General features: G+C 69.2%; 27 protein-coding genes. 11 read left to right on the top strand and 16 right to left on the bottom strand.

The window, feature by feature from the left end:
- The first annotated feature begins 12 nt into the window (after positions 1-12).
- The 3 genes from DEIGR_RS10620 to DEIGR_RS10610 are packed head-to-tail and all read left to right on the top strand — an operon-like array spanning position 13 to position 1185.
- Positions 13-315 (top strand): antibiotic biosynthesis monooxygenase family protein, encoded by a 303-nt coding sequence (locus DEIGR_RS10620; protein WP_058977095.1) that lies wholly within the window; start codon positions 13-15, stop codon positions 313-315.
- A gap of 28 nt (positions 316-343) precedes the next feature.
- Positions 344-838 carry a hypothetical protein gene (locus DEIGR_RS10615; RefSeq protein WP_058977092.1) on the top strand — a complete coding sequence of 165 codons (495 nt, stop codon included), beginning with the start codon at positions 344-346 and terminating at the stop codon, positions 836-838.
- A gap of 26 nt (positions 839-864) precedes the next feature.
- The gene (locus DEIGR_RS10610; protein ID WP_236704721.1) at positions 865-1185 is read left to right on the top strand and encodes a hypothetical protein; all 321 of its coding nucleotides are present in this window, start codon (positions 865-867) and stop codon (positions 1183-1185) included.
- A gap of 4 nt (positions 1186-1189) precedes the next feature.
- On the opposite strand, the gene DEIGR_RS10605 is transcribed toward DEIGR_RS10610, so the two are convergent.
- The 5 genes from DEIGR_RS10605 to sdhC all read right to left on the bottom strand — a co-directional run bounded on the left by DEIGR_RS10605 (position 1190) and on the right by sdhC (position 5982).
- Positions 1190-2572: a cytochrome P450 gene (locus DEIGR_RS10605; protein WP_058977089.1), complete on the bottom strand. Its 1383-nt coding sequence runs from the start codon at positions 2570-2572 to the stop codon at positions 1190-1192.
- 82 nt (positions 2573-2654) lie between these two features.
- Complete coding sequence (locus tag DEIGR_RS10600) at positions 2655-3419, bottom strand: succinate dehydrogenase iron-sulfur subunit (RefSeq protein ID WP_046844580.1); 765 nt, start codon at positions 3417-3419, stop codon at positions 2655-2657.
- A gap of 19 nt (positions 3420-3438) precedes the next feature.
- A complete protein-coding gene (sdhA, locus tag DEIGR_RS10595) occupies positions 3439-5196 on the bottom strand; it encodes a succinate dehydrogenase flavoprotein subunit (protein WP_058977086.1) in 1758 nt (585 codons plus the stop codon).
- 52 nt (positions 5197-5248) lie between these two features.
- Positions 5249-5626, bottom strand: coding sequence for a succinate dehydrogenase hydrophobic membrane anchor subunit (locus DEIGR_RS10590; protein ID WP_058977084.1), 378 nt, complete (start codon positions 5624-5626; stop codon positions 5249-5251).
- Entirely contained in the window at positions 5626-5982 is a 357-nt protein-coding gene (gene sdhC, locus DEIGR_RS10585) for a succinate dehydrogenase, cytochrome b556 subunit (protein WP_058977082.1), read from the bottom strand. The genes DEIGR_RS10590 and sdhC overlap by 1 nt, the downstream gene beginning before the upstream one ends.
- Positions 5983-6181: 199 nt before the next feature.
- Between sdhC and DEIGR_RS21490 the strand changes: the two genes are divergently transcribed.
- Positions 6182-6583: a hypothetical protein gene (locus DEIGR_RS21490; protein ID WP_058977081.1), complete on the top strand. Its 402-nt coding sequence runs from the start codon at positions 6182-6184 to the stop codon at positions 6581-6583.
- A 62-nt stretch (positions 6584-6645) separates the two neighbouring features.
- Here DEIGR_RS21490 and DEIGR_RS10575 read toward each other — a convergent pair whose 3' ends face one another.
- The 4 genes from DEIGR_RS10575 to DEIGR_RS10560 all read right to left on the bottom strand — a co-directional run bounded on the left by DEIGR_RS10575 (position 6646) and on the right by DEIGR_RS10560 (position 12838).
- Positions 6646-9171 (bottom strand): COG1361 family protein, encoded by a 2526-nt coding sequence (locus DEIGR_RS10575; protein ID WP_058977079.1) that lies wholly within the window; start codon positions 9169-9171, stop codon positions 6646-6648.
- A gap of 278 nt (positions 9172-9449) precedes the next feature.
- Positions 9450-10004, bottom strand: coding sequence for a YcjF family protein (locus DEIGR_RS10570; protein WP_058977078.1), 555 nt, complete (start codon positions 10002-10004; stop codon positions 9450-9452).
- A gap of 269 nt (positions 10005-10273) precedes the next feature.
- Complete coding sequence (gene cysS / locus DEIGR_RS10565) at positions 10274-11752, bottom strand: cysteine--tRNA ligase (protein WP_058977076.1); 1479 nt, start codon at positions 11750-11752, stop codon at positions 10274-10276.
- A gap of 117 nt (positions 11753-11869) precedes the next feature.
- Complete coding sequence (locus tag DEIGR_RS10560) at positions 11870-12838, bottom strand: LysR family transcriptional regulator (RefSeq protein WP_058977074.1); 969 nt, start codon at positions 12836-12838, stop codon at positions 11870-11872.
- 157 nt (positions 12839-12995) lie between these two features.
- On the opposite strand from DEIGR_RS10560, the gene DEIGR_RS20360 reads away from it, so the two are divergent.
- Both DEIGR_RS20360 and DEIGR_RS10550 read left to right on the top strand, forming a co-directional pair.
- A complete protein-coding gene (locus DEIGR_RS20360) occupies positions 12996-13298 on the top strand; it encodes a hypothetical protein (RefSeq protein ID WP_058977072.1) in 303 nt (100 codons plus the stop codon).
- Between the two features lie 192 nt (positions 13299-13490).
- On the top strand, positions 13491-14078 hold the full coding sequence (locus tag DEIGR_RS10550) for a phosphate signaling complex PhoU family protein (protein ID WP_058978663.1): 588 nt from the start codon (positions 13491-13493) through the stop codon (positions 14076-14078).
- 66 nt (positions 14079-14144) lie between these two features.
- On the opposite strand, the gene DEIGR_RS10545 is transcribed toward DEIGR_RS10550, so the two are convergent.
- From DEIGR_RS10545 to DEIGR_RS10530, 4 genes are all read right to left on the bottom strand, one after another.
- Positions 14145-15272, bottom strand: coding sequence for an LLM class flavin-dependent oxidoreductase (locus DEIGR_RS10545; RefSeq protein ID WP_058977070.1), 1128 nt, complete (start codon positions 15270-15272; stop codon positions 14145-14147).
- A 79-nt stretch (positions 15273-15351) separates the two neighbouring features.
- Complete coding sequence (locus DEIGR_RS10540; RefSeq protein WP_058977069.1) at positions 15352-16203, bottom strand: carbohydrate ABC transporter permease; 852 nt, start codon at positions 16201-16203, stop codon at positions 15352-15354.
- A complete protein-coding gene (locus DEIGR_RS10535) occupies positions 16200-17123 on the bottom strand; it encodes a carbohydrate ABC transporter permease (RefSeq protein WP_083524010.1) in 924 nt (307 codons plus the stop codon). Before DEIGR_RS10535 ends, DEIGR_RS10540 begins: the two co-directional genes overlap by 4 nt.
- 133 nt (positions 17124-17256) lie before the next feature.
- Positions 17257-18492 (bottom strand): ABC transporter substrate-binding protein, encoded by a 1236-nt coding sequence (locus DEIGR_RS10530; RefSeq protein ID WP_058977067.1) that lies wholly within the window; start codon positions 18490-18492, stop codon positions 17257-17259.
- Positions 18493-18815: 323 nt separating this feature from the next.
- Here DEIGR_RS10530 and DEIGR_RS10525 point away from each other — a divergent pair, with 323 nt between their 5' ends.
- Positions 18816-20585 carry a M3 family oligoendopeptidase gene (locus DEIGR_RS10525; protein ID WP_058978661.1) on the top strand — a complete coding sequence of 590 codons (1770 nt, stop codon included), beginning with the start codon at positions 18816-18818 and terminating at the stop codon, positions 20583-20585.
- Between the two features lie 76 nt (positions 20586-20661).
- On the opposite strand, the gene DEIGR_RS10520 is transcribed toward DEIGR_RS10525, so the two are convergent.
- Both DEIGR_RS10520 and DEIGR_RS10515 read right to left on the bottom strand, forming a co-directional pair.
- On the bottom strand, positions 20662-22272 hold the full coding sequence (locus DEIGR_RS10520; protein WP_058977066.1) for a S49 family peptidase: 1611 nt from the start codon (positions 22270-22272) through the stop codon (positions 20662-20664).
- A 52-nt stretch (positions 22273-22324) separates the two neighbouring features.
- Entirely contained in the window at positions 22325-22681 is a 357-nt protein-coding gene (locus DEIGR_RS10515; protein WP_058977064.1) for a hypothetical protein, read from the bottom strand.
- 330 nt (positions 22682-23011) lie between these two features.
- On the opposite strand from DEIGR_RS10515, the gene rbfA reads away from it, so the two are divergent.
- Genes rbfA through DEIGR_RS10500 form a run of 3 tightly spaced genes read left to right on the top strand, consistent with a single transcriptional unit; the run spans position 23012 to position 24209 of the window.
- Entirely contained in the window at positions 23012-23302 is a 291-nt protein-coding gene (gene rbfA, locus DEIGR_RS10510) for a 30S ribosome-binding factor RbfA (protein WP_058977062.1), read from the top strand.
- A 14-nt stretch (positions 23303-23316) separates the two neighbouring features.
- A complete protein-coding gene (locus tag DEIGR_RS10505) occupies positions 23317-23736 on the top strand; it encodes an acyl-CoA thioesterase (RefSeq protein WP_269083795.1) in 420 nt (139 codons plus the stop codon).
- On the top strand, positions 23733-24209 hold the full coding sequence (locus DEIGR_RS10500) for an NUDIX domain-containing protein (protein WP_058977060.1): 477 nt from the start codon (positions 23733-23735) through the stop codon (positions 24207-24209). Before DEIGR_RS10505 ends, DEIGR_RS10500 begins: the two co-directional genes overlap by 4 nt.
- A 54-nt stretch (positions 24210-24263) precedes the next feature.
- Here DEIGR_RS10500 and DEIGR_RS10495 read toward each other — a convergent pair whose 3' ends face one another.
- Positions 24264-24911 (bottom strand): c-type cytochrome, encoded by a 648-nt coding sequence (locus DEIGR_RS10495; protein WP_058977059.1) that lies wholly within the window; start codon positions 24909-24911, stop codon positions 24264-24266.
- Positions 24912-24998: 87 nt separating this feature from the next.
- On the opposite strand from DEIGR_RS10495, the gene DEIGR_RS10490 reads away from it, so the two are divergent.
- Positions 24999-25733 (top strand): helical backbone metal receptor, encoded by a 735-nt coding sequence (locus DEIGR_RS10490; RefSeq protein ID WP_058978659.1) that lies wholly within the window; start codon positions 24999-25001, stop codon positions 25731-25733.
- The last annotated feature ends 48 nt before the right edge of the window (positions 25734-25781 follow it).

Raw genomic sequence — 25781 nt, 5'->3', positions numbered from 1 at the left:
TGGAGGTTCCTCATGATCAGCGTCGCCAACCGCATCCACGTGAAAGCCGAGTACCACGACACCTTCGAGGCGCGCTTCCGCGAGCGGGCCGGACTGGTGGACGGCATGCCCGGCTTCATCGCCAACCACGTCCTGCGCCCCACCCGCGACGGCGATCCGTTCGTGGTCCTGACCTTCTGGGAGTCTCGCGCGGCCTTCGAGGCCTGGACGACCAGCGACGCCTTCCGGCAGGGTCACGCCCGCAGCGGCACCCTCCCGAGGGACGCCTTCAGCGGCCCGAACATCCTGGAAATCCACGAGGTCGTCGCCCGCTGAGCGGAACCGTCAGGGCTACACTGGGCGTATGAAGCCCCATGCCCTGATTGGCGCGGCCCTGCTCGCCTCCCTCCTCGGTGCGTGCGCGCCGGCCGTGACCGCCCCGCAGACCGGGCGGATCGTGAACGCCGTGACGGGGCAGGAGGGTACCGTGACCTTCACGCGCGGGACGCTCACGCCGCGCCTGGGGGACCCGTTCGCGCCGGACAACGCCACCATCCGCATCGGCGGGCGCACGTACACCGGCCGCACGTACCTGATCGGGGGCGGCGCACTGCCCGGCGGACTGGGCTTCAGCGTGGCGTTCGGCGCGAGCAGTGGCACCGACGGCAGCGCCTTCACGGGCGGCGGCACCCGCGTGGAGGGGGGCCGCCCCGTCCCCGCGTACACCGGGAACCTGATCGCCCGCGCCGAGGGAGCCCCGCCCGCCCTGCTGACCTGCACCCTGACCGTGGACGCGCAGGAACGCGGCATCGGCGAGTGCTTCGACGGCGCAGGCACCCGCTACGCCCTGCAGTTCTGAATGTTCCAGTGGGGGAGAGGCCGCGCGTGGTGTGTCTGTGCGGCAGCGTGCGCTTCCTGGCCGAGTTCGACGCGGCGTCGCTGGCCGAGACGCTGGCGGGCCGGATCGTCCTGAGCGTCGGCAGTCACCGGCAGCGGGACGAGGACGCCCTGGCGCACCTGAGCAGCGCCGAACGCGAGGCGGCCCTGGACCGCCTGGGTGAGCTGCACCTGCGCAAGATCGACCTCGCGGACGAGGTTCTGATCATCAACCCCGGCGGGTACGTGGGAGACTCTACCCGCCGGGAGATCGCGTACGCGCGGCAGACCGGGAAGCCCGTGCGGAGCCTCGAACCGCTGACCGCGTAGGCGTTCAGGCGAGCAGACTGACCGCCGGGTGCCGCACGCTCGTCACGCGCAGGGTCAGGCGGTCGTCGGGTGTGGCGGTGGGGCGGGCGACCTCACGCAGGACGTAGCTGGGGTCGCCGCGCAGGTCCAGGGTCCGCAGGATCGCCGCGAGGTTCAGCATGATCAGTCCCTCGGCCATGCCGCTGCCCGCGCAGATGTGCGTGCCCAGCCCGTAGGGCGCGAACGCACCGGGACGGCGGTGCTCCATGCGGCCCGGCGCGAAGCGGTCCGGGTCGAAGGTGTCCGCGTCCGTGAAGCAGTCGTTCAGGCCGTGCGGGACGGTCGTGGCGATGATCACCCGCCGACCCTGCGGGACCGTGACGTCCGCGAAGTCGAAGTCCTGCGTGACGGTGCGGGTCATGGCGGGCGCGATGGGATGCAGGCGCAGGCATTCCATCACGAAGCGGTGCAGGTGCGGCAGGCCCCCCAGGCTCTCCATGCTGGGCGGCCCGTCCTGGAAGGCCGCGTCAGCTTCCGCGACCAGGGCGGGCACCAGTTCCGGGTGCCGCCCCACGCGGTACAGCACGAACGCCAGGGTGTTCGCGGCAGTGTCCATGCCCGCGATGAACGCCCCGATGGCCGCCATGCGCAGGTCCAGGTCCGACCAGAACGCCGGGTCGGCCGCCTGCGCGGCCAGCAGGTCGTCGATCAGGTCCGGTTCGCGCCCGGCCTGCTCCGGGGGGACGCGGCGGTGCTCGTCGATCAGGGCCTCCACCATGCCCAGGCTCCGCGCCCGCGCCCGGCGGAAGCCCGGCAGGTGCTCGACCAGCGGCGGACGCTGCCGGGTCACGCGGACCATCAGGGTGTTCTGCACGAAGCTCAGCAGGTCATTCAGGTACGGGCGGGCCGTGCCGTTCACGACCACGCGCGCCAGCTGCTCGGTGATGACCGACTTGCACCAGTGCGCCACCTGCAGGTCATCCCCGGCCCGTAGCGGCGCGAGGTCCTCGGCGGTGACGGCCAGCGCGCGGCGCAGGTTCGCGCCCAGGTACGCGCGGGTGTACGTGCGACCCTCCACCCGCCGGAACGCGCGGTGCTCGGCGCCGTCCACGCTGATCATGGACCGCTGCACCCCGAACGCCTGATCGTTCGGCCGCCACGCCTCCAGGGACCGCAGGTGGCGGTGCCCTTCCTTCACGGTCCACACGTTCGCTTCGGGGCCGGCCAGCACCGTGAAGGTCTGTCCCAGTCCCGTCACGTTGAACACCGGGCCATGCTCGCGGTACGCGCCGGTCAGGAAGTCGCGTAGCCGGTGCGGGTACAGCTGCGTGATACTGCCGATCACGGGTGGGCCGGGCACGGTAGGAATGACACGCGGGGAGGACGGCAGGGGCAGGGCGTCGGTCATGATCCACAGTACACGCTCCGGCGCCGCCCATGAGAAAGCCCCGCCGTCCGACGGGCGGGGCGGGGCGTTCAGGGGTTTGGTCTTACGCCTGGCCGTACATGACGGCGCGTTTGACTTCCTCGATCAGCTGCGTGATGGGGATGTCGCGCGGGCAGGCTTCGGTGCAGTTGTACGCGGTGCGGCAGCGCCACACGCCGGTGTTCTGGTTCATGATGCCCAGGCGCTGCTGCGTGGCTTCGTCGCGCGTGTCGAAGATGAAGCGGTGGGCCTGCACGATCGCGGCGGGGCCCAGGTACGAGCCGTTCACCCAGAAGATCGGGCAGGAGGTGGTGCAGCACGCGCACAGGATGCAGTTGCTGGAGTGCGCCATGCGCTCGGCTTCTTCCTCGGACTGGATGCGCTCGGCGGCGGGGGCCGGGGACTCGTTGATGAAGTAAGGCATGATCGCCTTGTACGAGTCGAAGAACGGCTCCATGTCCACCAGCAGGTCCTTCTCGACCTTCAGGCCGCGGATGGGTTCCACGGTGATGGTCCCGCCGCTCTTGGCGACGTCGCGCACCAGGGTCTTGCAGGCGAGGCGGTTGCGGCCGTTGATGAGCATGGCGTCGCTGCCGCAGATGCCGTGCATGCACGAGCGGCGGAACGTCAGGCTGGGTTCGAGGTACCACTTGATGTGGTTGATGACGTCCAGCACGCGGTCGCCCGCCTGGGCTTCCACGTCGTACGTCGTCCAGTACGCCTTCTTGTCCTTTTCGGGGTCGAAGCGCAGGACTTTGACTTTCAGTTGCAGCATGGGCACGCTCGCGCTGACGGGCGCGCTGCTGGCTTGTGCATGGGTCTGGGTCATGGAGATTCCTTCCGCCGCGTCAGTACACGCGGGGTTTGGGTTCGAAGGCGCGCGTGAAGCCTTTCAGCGCCACGGGCTTGTACCCGATGATGACGTCGTCGGCCTTGTTCAGGTTCTTGTACGCCATGGTGTGCTTCAGCCAGTCCGCGTCGTTGCGCTCGGTGTAGTCCTCGCGGTCGTGCGCGCCGCGCGACTCGGTGCGGTTCAGGGCACTGGCGGTCATGGCCTCGGCGCAGTCGAGCATGAAGCCCAGTTCCATCGCCTCGACCAGTTCGCTGTTGTAACGGCGGCTCGGGTCGGAGACCGTCACGCCCTGGTAGCGGGCCTTGAGTTCCTTGATGATGTCCACCTGCGCGGCCATGTCCTTCCCGTTGCGGAAGATGCCCACGTTGTTCATCATGGATTCCTGCAGTTCCTTGCGGATCGCGGCGGCGTTTTCCTTGCCGCTGCCGTTACGCAGGCGCTCGAACAGGTCCACGCTCTCGCGCTGGGCGTCCCCGGCTTCGGGCATGTCGGGGTACTCGACCTGACGGGCGTACTTCGCGGCGGCGATCCCGGCGCGGCGGCCGAACACCACGAGGTCACCCAGGCTGTTCGTGCCCAGGCGGTTCGCGCCGTGCAGGGACACGCAGGCCTGCTCACCGGCCGCGTACAGCCCTTCCACCGTGCCGCCGGACCCGTCGCTCAGGCACAGGCCGTCGAGGTTCGTGGGGATGCCGCCCATCGCGTAGTGCGCGGTCGGCTGGATCGGCACGAGGTCCTTGACGGGGTCCATGCCCAGGTACGTGCGGGCCAGGTCGGTGATCTCCGCGAGTTTCCCTTCGATCACTTCACGCGGGAGGTGCGTCAGGTCGATGTTCACGGCGTCCTTGTCGCGGCCCACGCCGCGGCCCTCGCGGATCTCGGTGATGATGCTGCGCGACACGATGTCACGCGGCGCGAGGTCCTTGATGGTCGGCGCGTAGCGTTCCATGAACCGCTCGCCGCTGTCGTTGCGCAGGATGCCGCCCTCGCCGCGGATGCCTTCCGTGACCAGGATGCCCAGCTTCGCCAGACCGGTCGGGTGGAACTGGTAGAACTCCATGTCCTCCAGCGGCAGGCCCTTGCGGTAGTAGATGCTCATCAGGTCGCCCGTCAGGGTCAGCGCGTTACTGGTGATCTTGAACACGCGCCCGTAGCCACCTGCCGCGAGGATCACGGCCTTCGCGTGGAAGGTGTGAAGCTCGCCGGTCGAGAGTTCGTACGCGACCAGACCCTGGCAACGCCCGTCCTCGATCAGCAGGTCCGTGACGTGGAACTCGTTGAAGAACGTCGTCCCCGCCTTCACGTTCTGTTGGTACAGGGTCTGCAGGATCATGTGACCCGTGCGGTCCTTCGCGTAGCAGCTGCGCTCCACGGCGGCCTTCCCGAAGTCACGGGTGTGCCCGCCGAACTTACGCTGCGCGATCTTGCCTTCCGGCGTGCGCGAGAAGGGCAGACCCATGTGTTCCAGTTCGTACACGGCGTCGATGATGTCCTTGGCGAACACCTCGGCGGCGTCCTGGTCGGTCAGGTAGTCGCCGCCCTTGACGGTGTCGAACATGTGCCATTCCCAGTGGTCTTCCTGCACGTTCCCGAGCGCCGCGCCGATCCCGCCCTGCGCCGCGCCGGTGTGCGACCGCGTGGGGTACAGCTTGCTGATGCAGGCCACGCTCACGTCGCCTTTCGCGGCGTACAGCGCCGCCATCAGGCCCGCGCCGCCCGCACCCACCACCAGAACGTCATAACGATGATGCATAGTCAACTTCCTTTACGGGCTGCGCCGCATGGCGGCAACCCAGAACAAGAACTCAGATGGAGAACAGGCCCACCGTACCGAACGTGAACAGCAGCGCGATCACGGTGTAGAACACGCCCTTCACCCACGCGCGGTTCGGGCGGCTGCGGACGTAATCCTCGATGGAGTACCGCGCGCCGTTCGCGCCGTGCAGCAGCGACAGGGCCAGGATCAGCCAGTCGTAGAACTTCCACGCGGGGTTCGCCAGCTTGTTCACGACCGCGTCGAAGGTCGCGTCGGATTCACTGACCTGGATGAACGTCATGTAGATGTGCCCCAGGATCAGGAACACCAGGATCAGGCCGCTGATCCGCATGAAGATCCACCAGTTCAGCTCCGCGTTGCTGTGCGCCTGCTGACGCGCGTCCGTGAAGGTCCGGGCGCGGATCATCAGTACCCCCCCAGGATGCGCGGCACGACCACCCACGCCGCACCCACGAAGGCCAGCACGCTGATCGCCAGCACGCCGTACCACATCTGCCGCTGGTACGCCACGCCGAAGCCCGTGAAGTCCATCATGATGATCCGCAGGCCGTTGAACGCGTGGTACACCACGCCCGCCGTCACGAACAGCAGCCCGATCCGGAACGGAACGAGGTCGTACGTCTCGTGAATCGCCATGTAGAAGCGCTCACCGAACATGAACGACCCGATGCTGAACACGTGCAGCATCAGGTAAAACAGAATTGCCAGCCCCGACAGGCGGTGAAGCAGGAACGCCCACTGCCCCTCTCTTCCTCGGTACATCCAAACCTCCTCGACGTCTCAGCCCCGTCTCGCCAACACAGTAGGGCGAACGTTACGCCGTGTGGGTGACCATTCACACCACGCTTTCAGACAGAAAACAGAATACCACCCGTGCGGTAAGCTGCGCCCCCTCCCGGCCCGCAGCGCAGAACGCCCGATGTCACCGCGTGGGGAGCAGCCGCGCGCTACCCTGCAGGGCATGACCGGCCCCCGCAAGACCCCCCCTGCCCCCAAAGACCCCGCCGTGGAAGCCGAATTCCTCCGCAAGACCGTCCTCGGCATCCTCAGCGTCCTGGAAACCAAGGGCCTGCTGAGCACCCAGGAGGTCGACGGCATCCTCCGCGCCGCCCGCGCCGCCGCCACCCCACCCCCCACCCCCCGCCTCGGCGGACCCGCCGCCACCGCACAGTGGACCCGCCCCGGCCAGCCCCACCAGCCCATGGACCGCAGCGGACCGGTCGTCATCCCGAACGTCCTGCGGGCCGCGCCCGCGACCGCCGCACCCAGTGCCGCACCGGCCGAAGCCACCGCCCGGCAGGACACCCCCGACGAGCCCGGCGCCGCACAGAAACTGCCCGTCATGGACTTCGACCTGCAGTAAGCGGCATGCGAGATGCGAGAAGGCGCGCCGCTGATCAGCGGCGCGCCTTCTGTGTTCCCGTGTTACTTCAGCAGGCTGATGTAGTACTGCGTTGACCCGCTGGAGTTGTACTCGGAACTGACCAGCAGCAGGCCACCCTGCGCCGCCACGTACCCGGTCACACTCGAAGACACTGGGATGATCCGGGTCTGCATGGTGCTGACGTCGATCCGCAGGACGGCGCCGCCGGTCGAGGCCCACAGGATGCCCGGCACCTTCTGGTCGAAGCCGTACAGCGTCCCCACGGAGGGACCGTTCTGGAAGGTGGTGACGGACCCGTCCGCGTTCAGGCGGGACAGCGACCCGTACGATCCGATCCACAGCGTGCCGTCGCTGGCGAAGGCTACGCTGCTGGCAGTCGCGTTCGTCACGGCGTCCAGCGTGGAGCTCTGCCCCGTCGCCGTGTCGATCTTCTTCAGGGGCGTGCCGTAACTGGAGTAGGGAAAGACCAGCACACTGCGGCCATCCGGACTCAGGCGCAGCGTGGAGGCCGAGCTGGACGTCGCTTCAGGCTGCCTGAACGATACGGCGCCCGTGACCGGGTCCCACGCGAAGACCTGCGTCTGGGCGGCGCCGACACCCCAGGTGATGCTGGACAGCCACAGGCGACCCTGGGCGTCCAGGGCGTTGGCGGCGCCCTCGGTGCTGGTGTTGCTGGGCAGTGCAGCGAGCACCGTCTGCTTGCCGTCCTGGGTGATCCTGACGGCCGTGACGGGGGAGCCGCCCAGTGCGATCACGTCGTTCCCAGCCGAGACGAGTCGGCTGAACGAACCTGTAAGGGTCACGTCGGCTAGGACGGCGCCGTTGGGACTGATGCGCTGAACACGCGTGACCATGCCCTGCGTCGCCGTGTCGTACGTGCTGCCCGCGCTGATCCATATGCCCTCGGGTGCGGCGGCGGACAGGCTGACCGCGCCGGGCAGCGCTGCCCTGGCGGGGCTGACCTGCACCTGGCGCTGGGTGCTGGCGGTGCTGTTCAGGTCGGGACTGCTGACATTGACCGTGTAGGTGCCGGGCGCGGCGTCGGCGCTGGCGGTCAGGGGAATGTTGACGGTGGTGGTGGCCCCGGGCTGCACGTTGACGGTTCTGGGCGTGGCACTCACGCCGGCAGGGAGGTCCTTGACGGTGACAGTCGTGGATCCGTTGAAGGTGTCGGGCGTGATCAGCTTCACCTGCAGATTGCCCGTACCGCCCTGGTACAGGGTGACGCTGCCGTAGGAATCGACCAGGGTCACGGTGGGCGCCTTGACGGTCAGCTTGAGTTTCAGGGTGCTGCTGCCCACGTTGGTCTTCGCGCGGACCGTGACCGTGTAGGTGCCGGGCTGAGCGCTGCTGGCGGCGCTGACCGGGAGCGTGACGGAGTCGTAGCCGGACGTCATGTCGCGGGTGACCGGGGGCGCCGTGAGACCGGCTGGCAGGTTTTCCAGGCTGTAAGTGACGGGCCCGCTGAAGCCGCCGACCGCGTTGCTGTACAGCGACAGGGTGCCGGTACCACCGGAGGTGACTTCAAAGGTGCTGTACGAGCTGCCCAGGCTCACGCCGGGCCGCGTGATGTTCACGCCAATCTGGCCGCCACCGACGATCTTGCCGCCGGCGTCCTTCACGAGGATCCTCACCGGACCGCTGTAGTTGTCGGTGCCGCTGTACCGGAAGGTCAGGGTAGTGTCGACGCGCTGCTGGCTAAGCCCCAGGGCGCGGACGAGTCCCTGCTGCTTCACGGCGGCGCTGCTCAGAGTGGCGGCGGACAGCTCGACGGAGCCTGGTTCGATGGTGAGGCCGGGCAGGTCGGTGCTCAGGGAAACCGTACCGGTGTATCCGCCCTCCTGATACAGCCTCGCTTCGGTGCTGGCGGTGTCGTTGCTGGAGAATTCCAGGGCGGCCGATCTGGTGGACACGGCGACGCCTTTGGGGAAGGGACTGGTTTTGAGGGTCGACGTCGCCCCGGTGCCGAGGTTGCTCAGCGTGAGGCTCTGGCCGGATTCCAGCCATTCCAGAGCGTTCCAGCCCTGATTCAGCGTGAATTTCAGATACACGGGGCTGCCCTGGCAGTCCAGGGTGCCGTTGATGGTGGCGGCGCGGTCGCTGTACAGGCGGGCGACCAGGGTGCCCTTGAGGGTCCCGCCGGTCACGACCTGTTCCTGCACGAGGGCCAGTCCGTCGATGGACTTGCTGGCTACGTACACTGCGTTGTACACGGCGATGTTCGGGTAGGCGGACGCCTGACCACTGAAGGGGCAGCCGCCCGTGATCGGGAACAGCGCGTCACTGGGCACCCGGCTGAGGTTCATCGTGAGCTGCCCGCCGGTGACTGTGCCCTCGTTCGCCACGTCGAGCCCGTCGCCGTCGTTCACGAGAAGGGCGCGGTGCGTGCCGGTCGGGAGGCCACTGACCGTGCCGGTGATGGCGGTCGCCTGAATGACGGTGTTGGCGGGGGGCTGGTTGTCCGTCGGGGGCTGATTGCCGGGCTGGGGAGTTTCGCCCCCGCCACCACCGCAGGCGCTGAGAAGGGCTGTCAGCGCGAGTGAACTGCAGATGAGTGTTTTCTTCATAACCGCCCGGGAGTCTACCGGACGGCGCGGATATCAGGGTGTCGATTCGAGCGCCGCAACGGGGGAAGTAAGGGAGAGTGGGGAGGCGGGCGTCTCTCACAGCTATCACGACAGATTGACTGGCGGGGTGCCATGCACGGCTGTGCATCGCCGCAACAGCGTCCATACTGCCTTCAGGACAGGTAGATGGGTTGCGCCTATGTCGCTCATAAACCCGGACAGCAGTGCGCTGCCCACGCCCAGAACGGTTTGTGCTGGCCGGTCAGGTCGGGTGCGCCTTATTTCTTCTGCTCGGCGCGTTTTCTGAGTTCGCTGGCGAGGTCGCTGAAGTCCTGCGCGGTGGGCAGGGCCTTCTTGGCGTCGCGTTTGGCTTCCTGCACGACCTGCACCTGCGCCTGTCGGCTGTCGGGGAGGCCCTGGAGGCGGCGTTCGAAGTAGTTCTGCGCGAGGCGGCCCAGTGCGAAGGTCCAGCCGTACACGGCGGGCGCGGTGATCAGACCGCCGATGACCGGCAGGGCCAGTTTGGCGAGGCCGCGCATGACCTGCCGCGCGGCGATGCCGTACGCGACGGTCACGCCGAGTTCCCGGGCGATTTCCAGGGCGCGTTCGGGGGTGATGTCGTGCCCGTAGATCTTGCCGATGTGGAGGACCATCTTGGCCTGGACGGGCGTGATGAGCAGGATGTCCGCGAAGGGGATCGGTTCGACGCTGATCGCTCCGGCGAGCAGGGCGGCGCTCTTGATGACGTCCTCGGTGTTCTCCTCGCGGCTGAGGTCGGGGTCGACGTCGAAGTTGAAGTTGTCGAGCACCTGTTTGACGAGCGGGGGCAGCATGATCCGGAGTGTACCGCTCGCCCCTGCGGGCGGGTGAGGGCAGGCTGGGTGCGGGTTTACCTTCCGGGAGCGGCATGAAGAAGGGCACGCCCAGGGGGGGAGGTGGCGTGCCCGTCGGAGGGAAGGATGAGGGTGGTGTTGGTCACCGCTCGCCTTTCATGGTACGGGAGCAGGCTTGCAGATTCCTGACAGTCGGGTCAGCCCGGATGGGGGGGTTCTGTCATAGCCGGCTCATGCGCTGAGCGGTCCCTTCAGGAATGACCGTGCGGTTAACGTTTCCAGCGCACGCCCTCCTTGGTGTCCTCGACGGTGACGCCCACCTTCGTGAGGGTGTCACGCAGTTCGTCGGCCTCGGCGTACTGCTTGTTCAGGCGGTAGTTCTGCCGGGCCTTCAGGACCAGGTCCATCAGGGCGCTGACGACCTGCGAGTCGTCGCTCTGGGCGGGACCGCTGCCGCCCGCGAAGAGGCCCAGCACCTCGCCGCCCAGGTCACGGTAGGCGGCGCGGGCGGCTTCCAGCGTGCCGCGCGGCACCTCGCCGGTGTTCAGGGCGGCGTTCAGGTCGGTGGTCAGGCCGAACAGCGCCGCGACGGCCTTGGGCGTGTTGAAGTCGTCGCGCAGGGCGTCCTCGAACGCCTGGACGTGCGCGGCGATCTTCGCGTCCAGCGCGGCGTTCTGCCCGGCGGGCGCGTTCGGGAGGCGGCGTTCGACCTCGTGCAGCGCCTCGGTCAGGCGGCGGTAGCCGCTGCGGGCGGACTCGAAGGCGGCGTCGCTGAACTCGGTGATCGAGCGGTAGTGACTGCCCACCAGCAGGAAGCGCACCACCATCGCGTCATGCTGCGCCAGGACGTCCTGGATGGTCAGGAAGTTGCCCTTGCTCTTGCTCATCTTCTCGCCGCCGATGGTCAGCATGTTGTTGTGCATCCAGTAGCGCGCGAACGCGTGCCCGGCCGCCTCGGCCTGCGCGATCTCGGCCTCGTGGTGCGGGAACTGCAGGTCCAGGCCGCCGCCGTGAATGTCGAAGCCCTCCCCCAGGTACTTCAGGCTCATCGCCGAGCACTCGATGTGCCAGCCCGGAAAGCCCACGCCCCAGGGAGACTCCCAGCGCATGATGTGGCCGGGCTCGGCGTTCTTCCACAGCGCGAAGTCGCGCGGATCGCGTTTCTCCTCGCGCACGGCCTCGCGCACGCCTTCCTCCTGATCGTCCAGTTTGCGGCCCGACAGCTTGCCGTACTCGGGCCAGGAGCGCACGTCGAAGTACACGCTGCCCGCCGACTCGTAGGCGTGGCCCCGCTCGATCAGTTCCTCGATCAGCGCGATCTGCTCGCCGATGTGCCCGGTCGCGCGGGGGTTGATGCTGGGCTTGAGGACGTTCAGGGCCTCCATGTCCTTCACGAACGACCACATGTACTTGTCCGCGACCTCCATGGGTTCCAGCTGCTCCAGGCGGGCGCGGGCGAGCATCTTGTCCTCGCCGTCGTCGGAGTCGTTCTGGAGGTGGCCCACGTCCGTGATGTTCGCCACGTACCGCACCTTGTACCCGAAGTGCGTGAACGCGCGGCGGATCACGTCGAACGCCACCTCCTTCTTCGCGTGGCCCAGGTGCGCGTCGCTGTACACGGTCGGTCCGCACAGGTACATGCCCACCCGGCCCGGCGTGGTCGGTTCGAAGGTCACCTTCTGGCGGGTCAGGGTGTCGTACAGGACGATGTTCGGATCGGGCAGGCGGGGTTCGGGACGCTGGGTCATGATGTCTCCTCGTTCAGTAGGCAATAAAAAGACCGCGCCACACAGATCAGGGGCGCGGTCACGGACGCTGGGCTGCGCGTGGGCCGCTAGCGGAGGCAACACAGGGTCGTCATACGTTCAATGTAGCAGAGAAGCCCCGCCCGGCAACGCGGCCGCCGGGTCCGGCGCGGGCGCGTGGGGCCGGTGCAGCGCCGCGAGCAGCGCGCCCAGTAGAGTCTCCGTGAACGCCCGGATCACCGGCAGGTTCGCGCGGTGCGGCAGGGTCGCCAGCGCCAGCGGCCGCATCAGCCGCTCGGGCAGGGGCAGGGCCACCAGCCCCTCGGGCAGCGGCTCCAGCGCCAGGCGGGGCATCACGCTGACGCCCAGCCCGTGCGCGACCATGCCCAGGATCACGCTGTCCTCGCCGATCTCGGTCACGCGTTCCGGCTGCACGCCGCAGCGGCGCAGGTATCCCATCACGCGCAGGTTGCAGGAATTCGGCCCCGGGGCCAGCAGCAGTGGTCCCCCCAGGTCGTCCGGCGTGACCGGGTGCGAGCCGCGCCGCGCGGGCGCCACGAACAGGTACTCGTCCATGACGAGCGGGGTCAGGCGCAGGTCGCCCCAGTTCTCCTCGATCACGATGGCGGCGTCCGCCTGACCGCGCCGCACGAGTTCCTGACCGCCGCTCCCCGTCTCACCGTCCAGCAGGCGCACCGTCACGCCCGGATGCTGCGCCCGGAACGCCGCCAGCGCGGGCGGCAGCAGGTGCGTGGCGGTCGAGCGGAACGACGCCACCCGCAGCACGCCGCGCAGCTGCGTGTCCTCCTGCGCGGCCAGCAGCGCGTCGCCTGCCGCCTGCACCGCCGCGCGCGCGTGGACCAGCATCCGCTCGCCCGCCGGGGTGGGGACCGTGCCGGTGCGTCCCCGGCGCAGCAGGGGCCGCCCCGCCAGCGCCTCCAGTTTGCTGATCGCCTCGCTGAGGGTGGACTGCGACACGCCCAGTTCCGCCGCCGCCTCGCTGAAGCCCCCGGCGTCCGCCACCGCCAGCAGGGCGCGCAGCTGCGCCAGGGACGGCAGACCGACTGAGGTGGGGCGCGCGGAGGTCATACCCCCAGTGTAGGCCGCGCCCACCCCGGCAGGCATCGGGAAAACCGATGCAAGGGCGCAGCGGCAGTGTCCCCCCCGATGGTCAAGTCCCCCTGCACAGGCGCACGCTGGAGGCATCACCGGCCACCCCGGCCGCGCCCCCGACGAGGTCCCCCCCATGACTGCCACCCTGCGCCCCACGGCCCGCTTCCCCCTCACGCCCGACCTCCAGCCCCTCGCCCGGCAGGCTGACCCCACCGCGCCCCTGTACAGCCTGCCCCTGTACAGCCTGGAAGTCATCGCTCCCAGTGGACGCGCCCCGCAGCTCGACGGCTGGACGGTGCAGAGCTGGCCCGTCGCCAGCCTGGGCGACCTGACCATCCAGGCCCGCCCCCACCACGCCGCCACCCCGGACGACCTGCGCGCCGCGCTGACCCACGCCGGGTTCACGCCCCTGGGACCCGTCCGCGCCCACCGCTGAGCACCCGCCCCTCCACCCCCGCCATCAGGGGAGGTCCGCATCGGTGAACGCCCCGTCACGCCCGCCTTGACCACCTCATCACAACGCGGCAGGATACTGGGCGGCATGGACGGCGGCGCACTCCCCACCCCCCACCCGACCAGCGCACCCGCGACCGGCCCGGTGGCCACCATCACCGCGCGCTTCCTGCGGATGCTCAGCATCACCCTCGAGCAGCTCGACGCTGTCCGGGACGCGAACGAACGCGCCGAATTCGCCGGGCTCACCGCCCGCGCCGAACGCCTCGAAGCCGAGACCGACGCCCTGGAACGCGAACTGGAAGACCTGTGCCTCCAGGCCTTCAGCACCCCGCTGACCGAGGACGACCTCGCATTCCACCTGATGGTCTTCCGCAGTCTGACGAACCTCGAACGCGTGGGCGACTACGCCTTCAACGTCGCCCGCGACCTGGAGACCATCGCGCCCCGCACCCGCAGCGCCACCCTCCAGGACGCCCTGCCCCTCGTGCGGCTCCTGACGCAGATGCTCGAACGGCTCTCGTACGCCTTCGCGGAACGCGACCTGCCCGCCGCCCGGGACGTCATGCGCCTCGACTTCGAACAGGTGGACGCGCTGTACGAACAGATGCAGCGCGCCAGCCTCACCCGCCTGCTCGAACGGCCCGAGGACACCGACGTCGCCCTCACCGCCGGCCGCATGGCCCGCAACCTCGAACGCCTCGGCGATCATCTCGTGAACGTCGCCGAACGCCTCGAACACATCATCCTGCGCGCCAGCTGAACCCAGCGGGCGCGGCCCGCCACCCCCCACCCGACCTCCCCCACAAGGGGGGAGGAGCAGGGCAGGTCAGGCGACCGGCGCGACCTTGTCCGTGTGAATCGCGCGTTCCTCGCGCGCGCCACCCTTCAGGAGCGGCATGACCAGCTCCCCGAAACGGCGCGCTTCCTCCAGGTGCGGGTAGCCGCTGAAGATGAACGAGCTGAAGCCCATGTCCTCGTAGCGGCGGATCTTCGCGGCCACCTGCTGCGGATCGCCGACGATGGCGACGCCCACGCCGCTGCGGGCCATGCCCACGCCCGCCCACAGGCCGGGTTCGACCATCAGGTCCGCGTCCAGGCCCTTGATCATGTCGATCTGGCGTTTCTGGCCCACGCCGTCCACGTGTGCGTGACTCGCCACGAACGCCGCCCGCACGTCCGGGTCCACGCGGCTGATCAGCCGCTCGGCGGCCTCGCGGGCCTCGGCTTCCGTCTCGCGGACGATCACGTGTGTGCGCAGCCCGTAGCGCAGCGGGCGGCCCGTCTGCGCCTCCAGCGCCCGCATCTGGCTCAGGCGCTCCTGAAGCATGTCCTCGCGCTCACCCCACATCAGGTACACGTCCGCCAGATCCGCCGCGATCCCCTGCGCCACCGGCGACGCCCCCCCGAAGTACAGCGGAATCGGCTGCACGGGCGCCGGGTCCAGCACGGCATTCTCGAAGGCGTACAGGTCACTGCGGAACGACTGCGGCGGCGGCGCCGTCCACAGCTGCCGCAGGATCTGCATGAACTCCCGCGTGCGCTCGTAGCGCCTGCCGTGATCCTCCCGGTCGCCGTACATGGCATTCTCGGCGGGACTGCTGCCGGTCACGATGTTCACCCGCACCCGCCCCGGGAAGAGGTTCTGCAGCGTCGCGAGCATCTTCGCGTACATCGCCGGGTGGAACATCCCGGGCCGCACCGCGATCAGCAGCGCCGGATCGGTCGGCGCGCTGCGCGCCAGGGCCGCCACCGCCGCCGTGTAGTTCTCGTGCTCACTGTGATAGTTCGTGGCGGTCAGCAGCCCCTCGAACCCCGCCTCGCCCGCCGTGCTGATCAACGACTGCAGGTACGCCAGGGTCGGCTTCCGCGGCGGTTTCTCCTTCGTGCCGATGAACTCGCCGTCACGCGACAGCTGAAGAAACCACAGAAATTCGGACTGGGAAGGATTGGTCATAGGTCACCTGAAGGGGAGGGCAGTGGGTTGTGGGCAGTGGGGAGTGGGGTGGGTCCATCGACCATGAACCATCACCCGTCTACGCTTTGACGCCGCCGGCGGTGAGGCCCGCGACGAAGCGGCGCTGGAAGATGGCGATCAGCAGCACGAGGGGCACGGTGGCGACGACGACGGCGGCGGCGATCAGCGGCCAGGGGAACGCGAATTCGCCCTGGTAGAGGGTCACGCCGACGGACACGGTGCGCATGGAGAGTTTGGTGTTGAAGCTCAGGGCGAGCAGGAATTCGTTCCAGGAGTTCACGAACACCAGCAGCGCGGCGGTGACGACGCCGGGCGTCGAGAGGGGCAGGACGACGCGGGTGAGGGCACCGACGCGGGTGGTGCCGTCCACCATGGCGGCCGCTTCGAGGTCGCGGGGAATGGCGCTGAAGAACGCCACGAGCGTCAGGATGCCGATGGGGAGGCTCAGGGCGGCGTAGGGGAGGATCAGCGCGGGGTAGGTGTTCAGCAGGTTCGCGCCGCGCATCAGGCGGAACATGGGCACGAGCAGGCTGACGACCGGGAGCATGCTGAACGTCACGACGGCGGTCATGAGCAGCCCGCGTCCGCGCAGGTTCAACCGGGCCAGGGCGTACGCGGCGGGCACGGCGGCGGCGATGCACAGCACGGTGCTCAGCAGGCTGACGGTCATGGAGTTCAGGAAGAACTGCGCGAACGGCTGCTCGCTGAACACGCGGGCGTAGTTGCTGAAGTCCAGTTTCGACGGGAGGTACTGCACCGGGAACTTCTGGAGTTCCCCCTCGGATTTCAGGCTGGTCAGGACCATCCAGATGAACGGGAAGAACCCGCCGACGATCAGCGCGGCCAGCGCAGCGGAGCGTCCGGCGCGCTGCGCGGGCGTGAGGCGCCGGGGGGGTGTGTCGCCGCTCACGAGTTCCCTCCGTCCCGCACGAAGCGGACGTACACGGCGGTCACGGCGAGACTCAGGGCGAACAGCGCGACGCTGAGCGCGGCGGCGTACCCGAAGTCCAGGAATTCGATGCCCGTGCGGTAGATGTACACGCCGAGCGTCTCCAGAAGCCCCTGTGCGGGCGCCTGCTGGATGAACGTGTAGGGGATGTCGAACACCTGCACGGCGCTGATGGTGCGGAAGATGAACGCCACGGCGAGGCTGGGGGCCAGCAGCGGCAGGATCACCCGGAAGAACGTCTGGGTGGGGGTCGCGCCGTCCACCTGCGCCGCCTCGATCATCTCCTTCGGGATGCCCTGCAGGCCGCCCAGGACGATCAGCGCGACGAAGGAACTCGTCTTCCAGACGATGGTGAGGACCATCGCCAGGACGCTCAGGCCGGGCGTGCTGAGCCAGCGCAGCGGCTCCTGAATGACGCCCGCGCGCACGAGCAGGTCGTTGAACACGCCGTACTGCGCGTTGAACAGCCACGCGAAGATCAGGCCCGTGATGACGGGCGGCATCGCCCACGGCAGCAGCAGGGCCACGCGGACCACGTCCCGCGCGCGGCCGGGCAGGTGCGCGGCCAGCGCCATGGGCACGCCCACCAGGAACGACCCGCCGACCGTCAGCACGCCGAAGAACAGCGTGTTGCGCAGCGCCGCGCCGAAGCGGGCGTCGCCGAGCATCTGCGCGTACTGCCCCAGCCCCACGAAGCCCGTCAGCCACGGTTCGGTCAGCTTGTTCAGGTACAGGCTGTCGCGGAAGGTGGTCAGCATGGGGAACAGCAGCACGCCCAGCAGCAGCGCGGCCGCCGGGAGCAGCAGGAAGAAGGCCAGCAGGCCCTCGCCGGGTTCACGGCGAACCCGGCGGGAGGGAGTGGGATTCAGGGGTGGGGTCATACGGACTCCGATTGAACGGTCTGTAACAACCGTTCAATCCGAGCGGACGCGAGCAGGAGCGGTGAGGATTCCGGGCGTGGAGTTGACAGGTCGGTGTAGTGCCGATCTGTCAATGAAACAGACGGAATCCGAATCACTTCAGCAGGGGTTCCAGGTCACGCTTCATGTCGTTCAGGGCGGCGTCCACGCTCTTGCTGCCCGCGACGGCGGCCGAGACGTTGTTGCGGATGATCTCGCTGACGCGCGGGTAGGCGGGCGTGACGGGGCGCGGGCGGGCCTTCGTGACGATGGGGTACAGGGACTTGAAGTGCGGGTTGGCGGCCAGTACGGCCTTGTCGTTGTACAGGCTCTTGCGGACGGGCAGGTAGGCGCCCTTGACGGCCATCTCGCGCTGCACGTCGTTGCTGGACATGAACTGCAGGAGTTTCACGGCCGCTGCCTTGTTGCGGCTGTAGGCGTTCAGGCCCCATTCCCAGCCGCCGGTGCAGGTGGCGCTGGCGTTCTTCCCGAAGGCGGGCAGCGCGGCGACGCCCACGTCGCCCTTGACCCTGGTGGGCTGGGGGCTGTTGCCCTGGAAGTGCGCCCAGGCGTAACTCCAGTTCAGGCCGAACAGGACGTTCCCGGCCTGGAACTGCTGGCGGGAGTCGTCGGTCTTCATCTCGGCGCTGGCGGCGGGAGCCAGCTTGGTCTTCACGGCGTTCACCAGGAAACCCAGGCCCTGCTTCGCGGCGGGGCCCGTGACGTCGCCCACGCTGCCGCCGCCGGTCCAGGTCATCTCCAGGAAGTTGCACACGGTCCCTTCGATGGGCGCGCCCTGGAAGTTGAAGCCCTGCAGGGTGCCGCCCTCGGCTTTCTGGATGCGCGCGGCGGTCGCGGCGAGTTCGTCCCAGGTCCTGGGGACCTTGGCCTTGTACTTCTCGAGGAGGTCCTTGCGGTAGTACAGGAACTGCGCGTCGGTGAAGGCGGGCATGGCGTACAGCTTGCCGCCCACGCTGGCGGCGGCGACCGGGCCGGGCAGGAAGGCTTTCAGGTACGTGTCCTTGCTGGGCAGGTACGCGTCGAGAGGTTCGGCCCACCCGGCGGCGGCGAAGGTGGCGGTGCGGACCACGTCGATCAGGAAGAGGTCGAGGGTGTTGTCCTTGGCGGCCAGCACGGTGGTCAGGTACTGGTTCTGCGCTTCGCTGGTGGCGCCGCCGGTCTCGATCTTGATCCGCACGTTGGGGTTCTGCTTCTCGAAGCGGTCGAAGATGGGCTGGAAGATCTCGGGGCGCTGCTGGCTGCCCATGAACACGGTCAGGGTGGTGGCGGCGTGGACGCTGCCGAGCGCGGCGAGGGCCAGGGTGGCGGTCAGGGTGAGTCGGGTACGCATGGGAACCTCCGGAAAAAGTGGACTTGTTTTATCAACTAATAAGGACTCCGGTTGAAAGGTTTGCAAAACCTTTCAACCCGAGCGGAGCGAGGAGGAGAACAACGGGTTCCGGGCGTGGAGTTGGCAGATCGGTGATTTTCCGATCTGTTAACGAAACAAACGGAATCCGTATAATGCCCCGCTGTTCCAGTCGCCACCGGCGACGCTGTACAGATCACGAACTGAAGACCCCACCAGCATGGCACGCCCGCTCCCGGTGCGCCAATTGGCTTACCGCCGCGCCAGGGGGGCGCCGTACACTCCGGAACGTGACCACAACCGAGATGCCCCGCTGGCGCACCGACGACCTGTACGCCAGCCTGAACGACCCGCAGCTGGAGCGCGACCTGAGCACCCTGGGCGAGGACGTGCAGGCCCTGGAGGCCCTGTTCGACGCCCACGCTGTGCGCGCCGGATCGCCCGTCACCCCGGGTGCGGTGGACGCGGTGATGGGCGACCTGAACGCGGTCCTGACCCGCGCGGGCCGCGTGCGCGCCTTCGTGTACGCCTTCGTCACCACTGACAGCCGCGACGAGACCGCCCAGGCCCGCATGGCCGCCCTGACCACCCTGAGCCTCCCGCTGGGCCCGCTGGGGTCGCGCCTGACCGCGTGGCTGGGCGGCCTGGACGACGCGGCCCTGACCCACCTGTTGGCAAGCAGCGAGGTCGCCCGCGCGCACGAGCACCGACTGCGCCGCGCCGCGCAGCTTGCCCGCTACCAGATGACCCCGCCCGAGGAGGACCTCGCCGCGCGGCTGCACCCCGCCAGCGGCGGCGGCTGGGGCAAACTGCACGGCAACGTCTCCAGCACCCTGACCGGCGAGTACCGCGGCCAAGTCCTCCCCGTGACCGCCCTGCGCGCCCTGGCCAGCGACCCCGACGCGCAGGTGCGCGAGGACGCCTACCACGCCGAAGTGGCTGCCTGGAAGACCCAGGAGACCGTGTTCGCCGCCTGCATGAACGGCGTCAAGGGCGAGGCGGGGACCCTCGCCGCGCGGCGCGGCTTCACGGACGTCGTCGCGCCCAGCCTCCTGAGCAACGGCATCGACCGCGAGACGCTGGACGCCATGCAGGCCGCCGTGATCCGCGCCCTGCCCGACTTCCGCCGCTACTTCCGCGCCAAGGCCCGCCACCTCGGCAAGACGCAACTCGACTGGTGGGACCTGTTCGCCCCGGTGGGCCAGAGCGACACCCACTGGGACTACGCCGCCGGAGAGGCGTTCGTGGAACGCCAGTTCCGCGCGTACAGCCCCGCCCTGGGCGACTTCGCGGCCCGCGCGTTCCGGGAGCGCTGGATCGACGCCGGACCCCGCGACGGCAAACGCAGCGGCGCGTTCTGCATGAAATGGCAGGGCGCCGACAGCCGCATCCTGATGAACCACGACCCCAGCCTCGACTCGGTCAGCACCCTCGCGCACGAACTGGGGCACGCGTACCACAACGTGCAGCTCGGCGGCCTGAACCCCCTCCAGCAGGAGACGCCCATGACCCTCGCGGAGACCGCCAGCATCTTCTGCGAGACCATCATCCAGAACGCCGCGCTGCAGAGCGCGCAGGGCCCGGAGCGCCTGTACGTCCTCGAAACGCAGCTGATGGGCCACGCGCAGGTCGTCGTGGACATCCACAGCCGCTTCCTGTTCGAGAAGGCCGTCTTCGAACGCCGCGCGGGCGGCGACCTGAACCCCTGCGACCTGAACACCCTGATGATCCAGGCGCAACGCGACACGTACGGCGACGCCCTGAACACCCCCCACCCCTACATGTGGGCCGTCAAGCCGCACTACTACGGCCGCAGCTTCTACAACTACCCCTACACCTTCGGGCTGCTGTTCGGCCTGGGCCTCTACGCCCAGTACGAACAGGCCCGGGCCCAGGGGCAGGAAACCGACTTCCAGGCCCGCTACGACGCCCTGCTGGCCGCCACCGGGCAGGCCACCCCGCTGGACCTCGCCGCGCGCTTCGGCATCGACCTGCACGCCCCGGACTTCTGGGAAGGCAGCCTGAACGTCATCCGCCGCCAGATCGACGCGTACGAGGCGACCACGCAGGCGTAAACGGGGAGTAGGAAGTGGTGAGTGGACGGGCGAAACCCCCGACCCGGTCACCACTTCCCACTCCCTACTGCCCGCGTCAGCGCACGCGCACGTCCTGATCGAACCACGTCAGCACGCGTTCCCCGCCGAACGGCCAGACGGTGACGCGGGCGGCCTGCGCGGCCTCCTGCGCGAATTCCGGGAGGGGACCGTGGTTCTTCGGCGTGACGTTCCACGCGGGCGCGTCACCGGGGAGTCCCGCGAGTTCCCGCGCGCGCGCCAGGCCGGTGCGGAGGTCGCCCAGTTCGTCCACCAGCCCGCGGTCCAGCGCGTCCTGTCCGCTCCAGATGCGGCCGCGGCCCAGTTCGTTCACGCGCTCCTTGCTAAGCTTGCGGCCCTCGGCGACGCGGGTCGTGAAGCGGTCGTACACCTCCAGGATGCCCTTCTCGACGTGCTCGCGCTCGTCGTCGCTGTAGGGGCGGGCCGCCGAGTACATCAGGGCGCGGTCGCGGCCCACCCGTTCGGGGTTCAGGCCGTGACGGCGGTTGAATTCCGTCAGGACCGGCTTGCCGCTCACCACGCCGATGGAGCCGGTCAGCGTGTACGGCGAGGCCACGATCGCCTTCGCGTGCGTGGCGACGTAGTACCCGCCGGACGCGGCGTACTCGCCCATGACGACCACGACCGGCTTCTCACTGGTGGCCACCTCGCGCCAGATCAGGTCGCTGGCCAGGGCGCTGCCGCCCCCGCTGTTCACGTACAGCACGATCGCCTTCGTGGTCTTGTCCTGTTTAGCGCGGCGCAGCGCCGCCACGACCGTGTCCGACCCGGCCATCGGGCCGCCCAGCAGCGGCAGCGGCACGGGATTGGTGCGGCTCTTGCCGGTGATGATCGCCCCGACCAGCGGCACGACCGCCACCCGCCCCGCCTTCGCCGCCTTGCCGGGCCGCGCGGGCAGCAGCAGGTCGGCGACCGCCGCGAAGGGACGGCTGGCCGGGCCGATCAGTTCGTCCTCGTACGCGACCTTCGTGATCAGGCCCGCCTCCAGCGCCGCCTGCGCGCTCGTCAGGTCCGCCGCGAGCCACCCGGCCGCCACGTCCTCGGAAACGCCGCGCGCCGCCGCGAGGTCCCGCACCCACGCGCCCTCCAGGCCCGACAGGTACGCCTGCAGCTGCTCGCGGTTGTGGTCGTCCATCCGCTCCTCGGAAAAGCGCGTCAGGGCCGCCTTGTACTCGCGGATGCGCAGGTTCTCGAACTCGATGCCGCGCTTCTTCAGGAACTCGCCCAGGAACGTACTCTCGATCCCGAAGCCGCTGACGTTCACCTCGGCGGACTCCGGCGACACCAGTTCGCCCGCGCCGCTCGCCGCGATCAGGGACAGCATGTTCAGCTGCGGCAGGTACGCCACCACCCGCTTCTCCCGCTGCAGGTCGGCCAGCAGCCCCCGGATCGCGTGCGCCGTCGCCGGAGAGGCCGTGAACTCCCCGAACCGTACCAGCACGCCGTGCAACCACGCCGCGCCCCGCAGCTTCTCGACGCGCGCTGCCAGCGCCTCCAGCGACTCGGTGCGGCTGAGCAGCCCCGCCACCGGATTCGTCGGCTGACGCTCCGGGTAGGGGCCACTCAGGTCCAGCACCACCCACGTCGGGCGGGTCACGCCGCCGGGCAGCGCGTCATCACTTTTCAGGAACGGCAGGTTCAGGTTCATGCCCCACGCTACGCGCGCCCCGGCTGAGAAGTTCCGGGGCACCGACGGTTACCTACTCGGTCAGCAGCCACCCGCCCGGCAGGGCCAGCGTGCCGTCCGTGACCCTCACCTGCACCGGATTCAGGTCCCACACGAGCGCCGAGTGGCGGCCGTCCACCTCGCGGTACACGCGCACCGCCCGGCCCCGCTTGTCCTCCCCGGCGAGGCTCAGGATCCACCCGGCCCGCTCCAGGACGGCGCAGGCGTCGGCGTGGCTGCCCGGCACGGACAGGCGCCCCTCGCCGCTCATCAGCGCCGCCATGATCTGCCCCCCGGGTTCGCTGATGCTCTGGGCCCCTCCTGCCGGCATGCCCAGCAGGGCAGTGAAGAGCAGCGCGGCCTGACAGGCGGCACGGTTCAGGATGTTCATGTCTTCCCTCCGATCACCGCGCCTGAAATGTGGTGCGGGCGGTGACTGCGCCCAGGGTGCGCGCCGGGGCGTGACCGCACCGTGCCCGGACCGTGACCGCGAGGCGCGCATGAAGGTCAGGGCAGACCCGGATGCCGTAGCATGCCGGGATGCCAGTCCCCACCCCCCACCCCCTCGACCGCCGGAGCGGCACGTGAGACGGATTCCGTCTGTTCCGCTGACCACCCGGAACACCACCGGGTTGTCAACTTCACGTCCGGAATCCGTCCTGCTCCTTCTCGCATCCGCTCGAACTGAACGGTTCATGCAAACCGTTCAGTCGGAGTCCATATGAAACCCGAACAGATCCAGTCGCAGCTGACCCGCGTGATCAGCGACGCGATCGGCGGTCTGCGCGACCCGCGCGTGCCCATGATCGTGACCGTCGAGCGCGTGACCGTCACCGCCGACTACTCCCTGGCCCGCGTGTACGTGAGCGCCATGACCGGCGACATGGAGGAGCTGCTCGACGCGCTGCGTGGCGCGCGCGGGTACCTGCAGCGGCAGGTGGCCGACCACGTCAAGCTGCGCCGGACGCCCGTGCTGGAATTCCACGACGCCAGCGACCGGCCCCCCCTGTGACTGTTCAGGACACGGTGCCCTGGCCGCCCACGGTCATCCGCGTGCGCTACGCCGAGACGGACGCGATGGGCGTCGTGCACCACGCCACGTACCCCGTGTGGTTCGAGGTGGCCCGAACCGACCTGATGCACCACCTGGGCCTGCCGTACCGGGACGTGGAGGCGCGCGGGTACTACCTGATGCTCTCGGGCCTGAACGTCGAGTACCGCCGCGCCGCCCGCTACGACGATGAACTCCGGATCGTCGCGCGGCTGAGTAGCGTCCGCTCGCGCACGATGACCTTCACGTACGAGGTCCTGCGCGGCGACGAACTGCTCGCCACGGGCGAGACCCGCCACATCGCCACCGACCAGACCTACCGCCCCGCCCGCCTCCCGGACGACGTCCTGAGCCTGCTGCAGGCGCCGGGGCGCGCTAGACTGCCGGGCACATGAGCCACCTGTCGCGCACCCTGCCGCTCAAACGTGCCGCGCACGTGTACCTCGTCCGGGACGGGCACCTGCTGCTCGTCGAGGAACGCATGGACGACGGCAGCATCTTCTACGGCCTGCCCGGCGGCAAGGCCCTCCCCGGCGAGACCCTCGGGGACGCCGCCGTCCGTCAGGTTCTCGTCGAGACCGGCCTGACCGTCACGGACCTGATATTCGTCAGCCTGCTCGAAGGCGAACTGCTGACCGGCACCCGTAACGAGTGCTACGCCATCTTCGGCCGCTTCACCGCGACCTTCCACGGCGAGATCGACCCCACCGACCCCGAGGTCGTGGGCGTCAAGTGGGTGCCGTTCGCGCAGGTGGAGTCCCTGGTGCGGTACGGCCCGCCCCCGGAAGTCGAGGAACGCAACCCGCTGATCTGGGTGCCCACCCGCGACTTCGTGCAGGGCCAGCCGCGCGCGTACTACCCCATCTGACCAACAGGAGAGAGGCGGCCCCAGGAGTACCGGGGCCGCCTCTGCTGGTGGTGTTCAGTTCAGGGTCTTGATGTACGCCTGCACGTTCGCGATGTCGCTGTCCGTGATCTGCGCGTCGGTGAAGCGGGGCATGGTGGCGGCCAGTTCCTTCTCGGGCGCCTTGCCTTCACGCAGCGCCGTGGTGAACTGAGCCAGCGTCCAGTCCTTGGGACCGTTCGCCGCCACGAGGCTCGGCCCGACCACACCCTGGCCGTTCGCACCGTGGCACCCGGCGCAGTTGGACGCGAAGAGTTTCTCCCCGGCGCTGGCGTCACCCTGCGTCTCGGCCGCGGCAGCCGTCTCTGCGGGCTGCTGCCCGGTCGAACCGGCGGTGTCGGTATCGGTGGCGCTGCCCTCGGTGGTGCTGGTCTTCTCGTCGCCGGTGGTGCCCTCGCCGCTGGCGGTCACGGCGCCGTTCGCACCGGCCTGCTCGCCGCCCTCGTTGGCAGCCGTGACGTCACCGGTCGTTCCGGGGGCGGCCTCGGCGCCGGTCGAGGCGCTGTTCGGGCTGGGTGCTTCCTCGCTGCCCATCGAGGGCGCCTCGGTTTCCTCGTGACCCTTCTCGCTGTGGTGCGGCTTGGTGGCAATGTTGTACCCGACGACGGAGCCGCCGACGGTCAGGGCCAGCAGCAGCGTCATGGTGACGGCGAAGGTGTTCTTCATATACCCCGAGCCTACCATACGGTCAGGGGGCGTTTGCCCGCGCCAGCGCGCACTTCCAACCCGCGTAGACTGCCTGGCATGCCCCCCATGCGACTGGCCAGCCTGACGTGCAGCAACACCGACATCCTGCACGCCCTGCACGCCACCGACCGGCTGGTGGCCGTGGACAGCCACAGCGACGCCCCCGGAATAGAACGCGCCGCGCGGCTGGGACCGGACCTGAACATCGACGTGGACGCCCTGACCCGCGCACGCCCGGATCTCGTGCTCGCCAGCCTGAGCGTGCCCGGCATGGAGCGCGTCGTGCAGGCCGTGCAGGCTGCCGGGCTGAACACCGTGATCCTCGACCCGACCAGCGTGCCGGACACTGCCGCCACCATCCGGCAGGTGGGCACACTGCTGGGCCTGCCGGAACGCGGGGAGGAGGTCGCCGCCGCGCTGGAGGCCGAACTGGCCGCCCTGCACCGCCCCAGCCCAGCCCCGGCGCGCGTGCTGGTCGAGTGGTGGCCGAAACCCATCATCGCCGCCACCCGCGACTCCTGGGTCACCGACCTGCTGACCAGCCTGGGCGCCGTGAACGCCCTGGCCGAACGGGAGGGCCGCAGCAGCCCGCTGACGCTGGACGAGGTCCGCGCCGCCCGCCCGGACCTGATCGTCTGCTCATGGTGCGGCGCGAAGAAACTCCGCCCCGAGGTCATCGAGGCGCGCGGCCTGGGCGTCCCCGTCGTCGCCGTGCCCGAGAGCGGGCTGGGCCGCCCCGGCCCCCGCCTGATCGAGGGCGCCCGGCAGATCCGCGCCGCCCTCGACGCATTGGGCCGCTGACGGCAGCAGAAGAGGAGAGGCCACCCGACCTCCCCCCCAGATCAGACT

The sequence above is a fragment of the Deinococcus grandis genome (assembly GCF_001485435.1).
Lineage (GTDB): Bacteria > Deinococcota > Deinococci > Deinococcales > Deinococcaceae > Deinococcus > Deinococcus grandis.
Note: the sequence above shows the minus strand (reverse complement) of the source record. Positions and strands in the feature narration are given on the sequence as shown.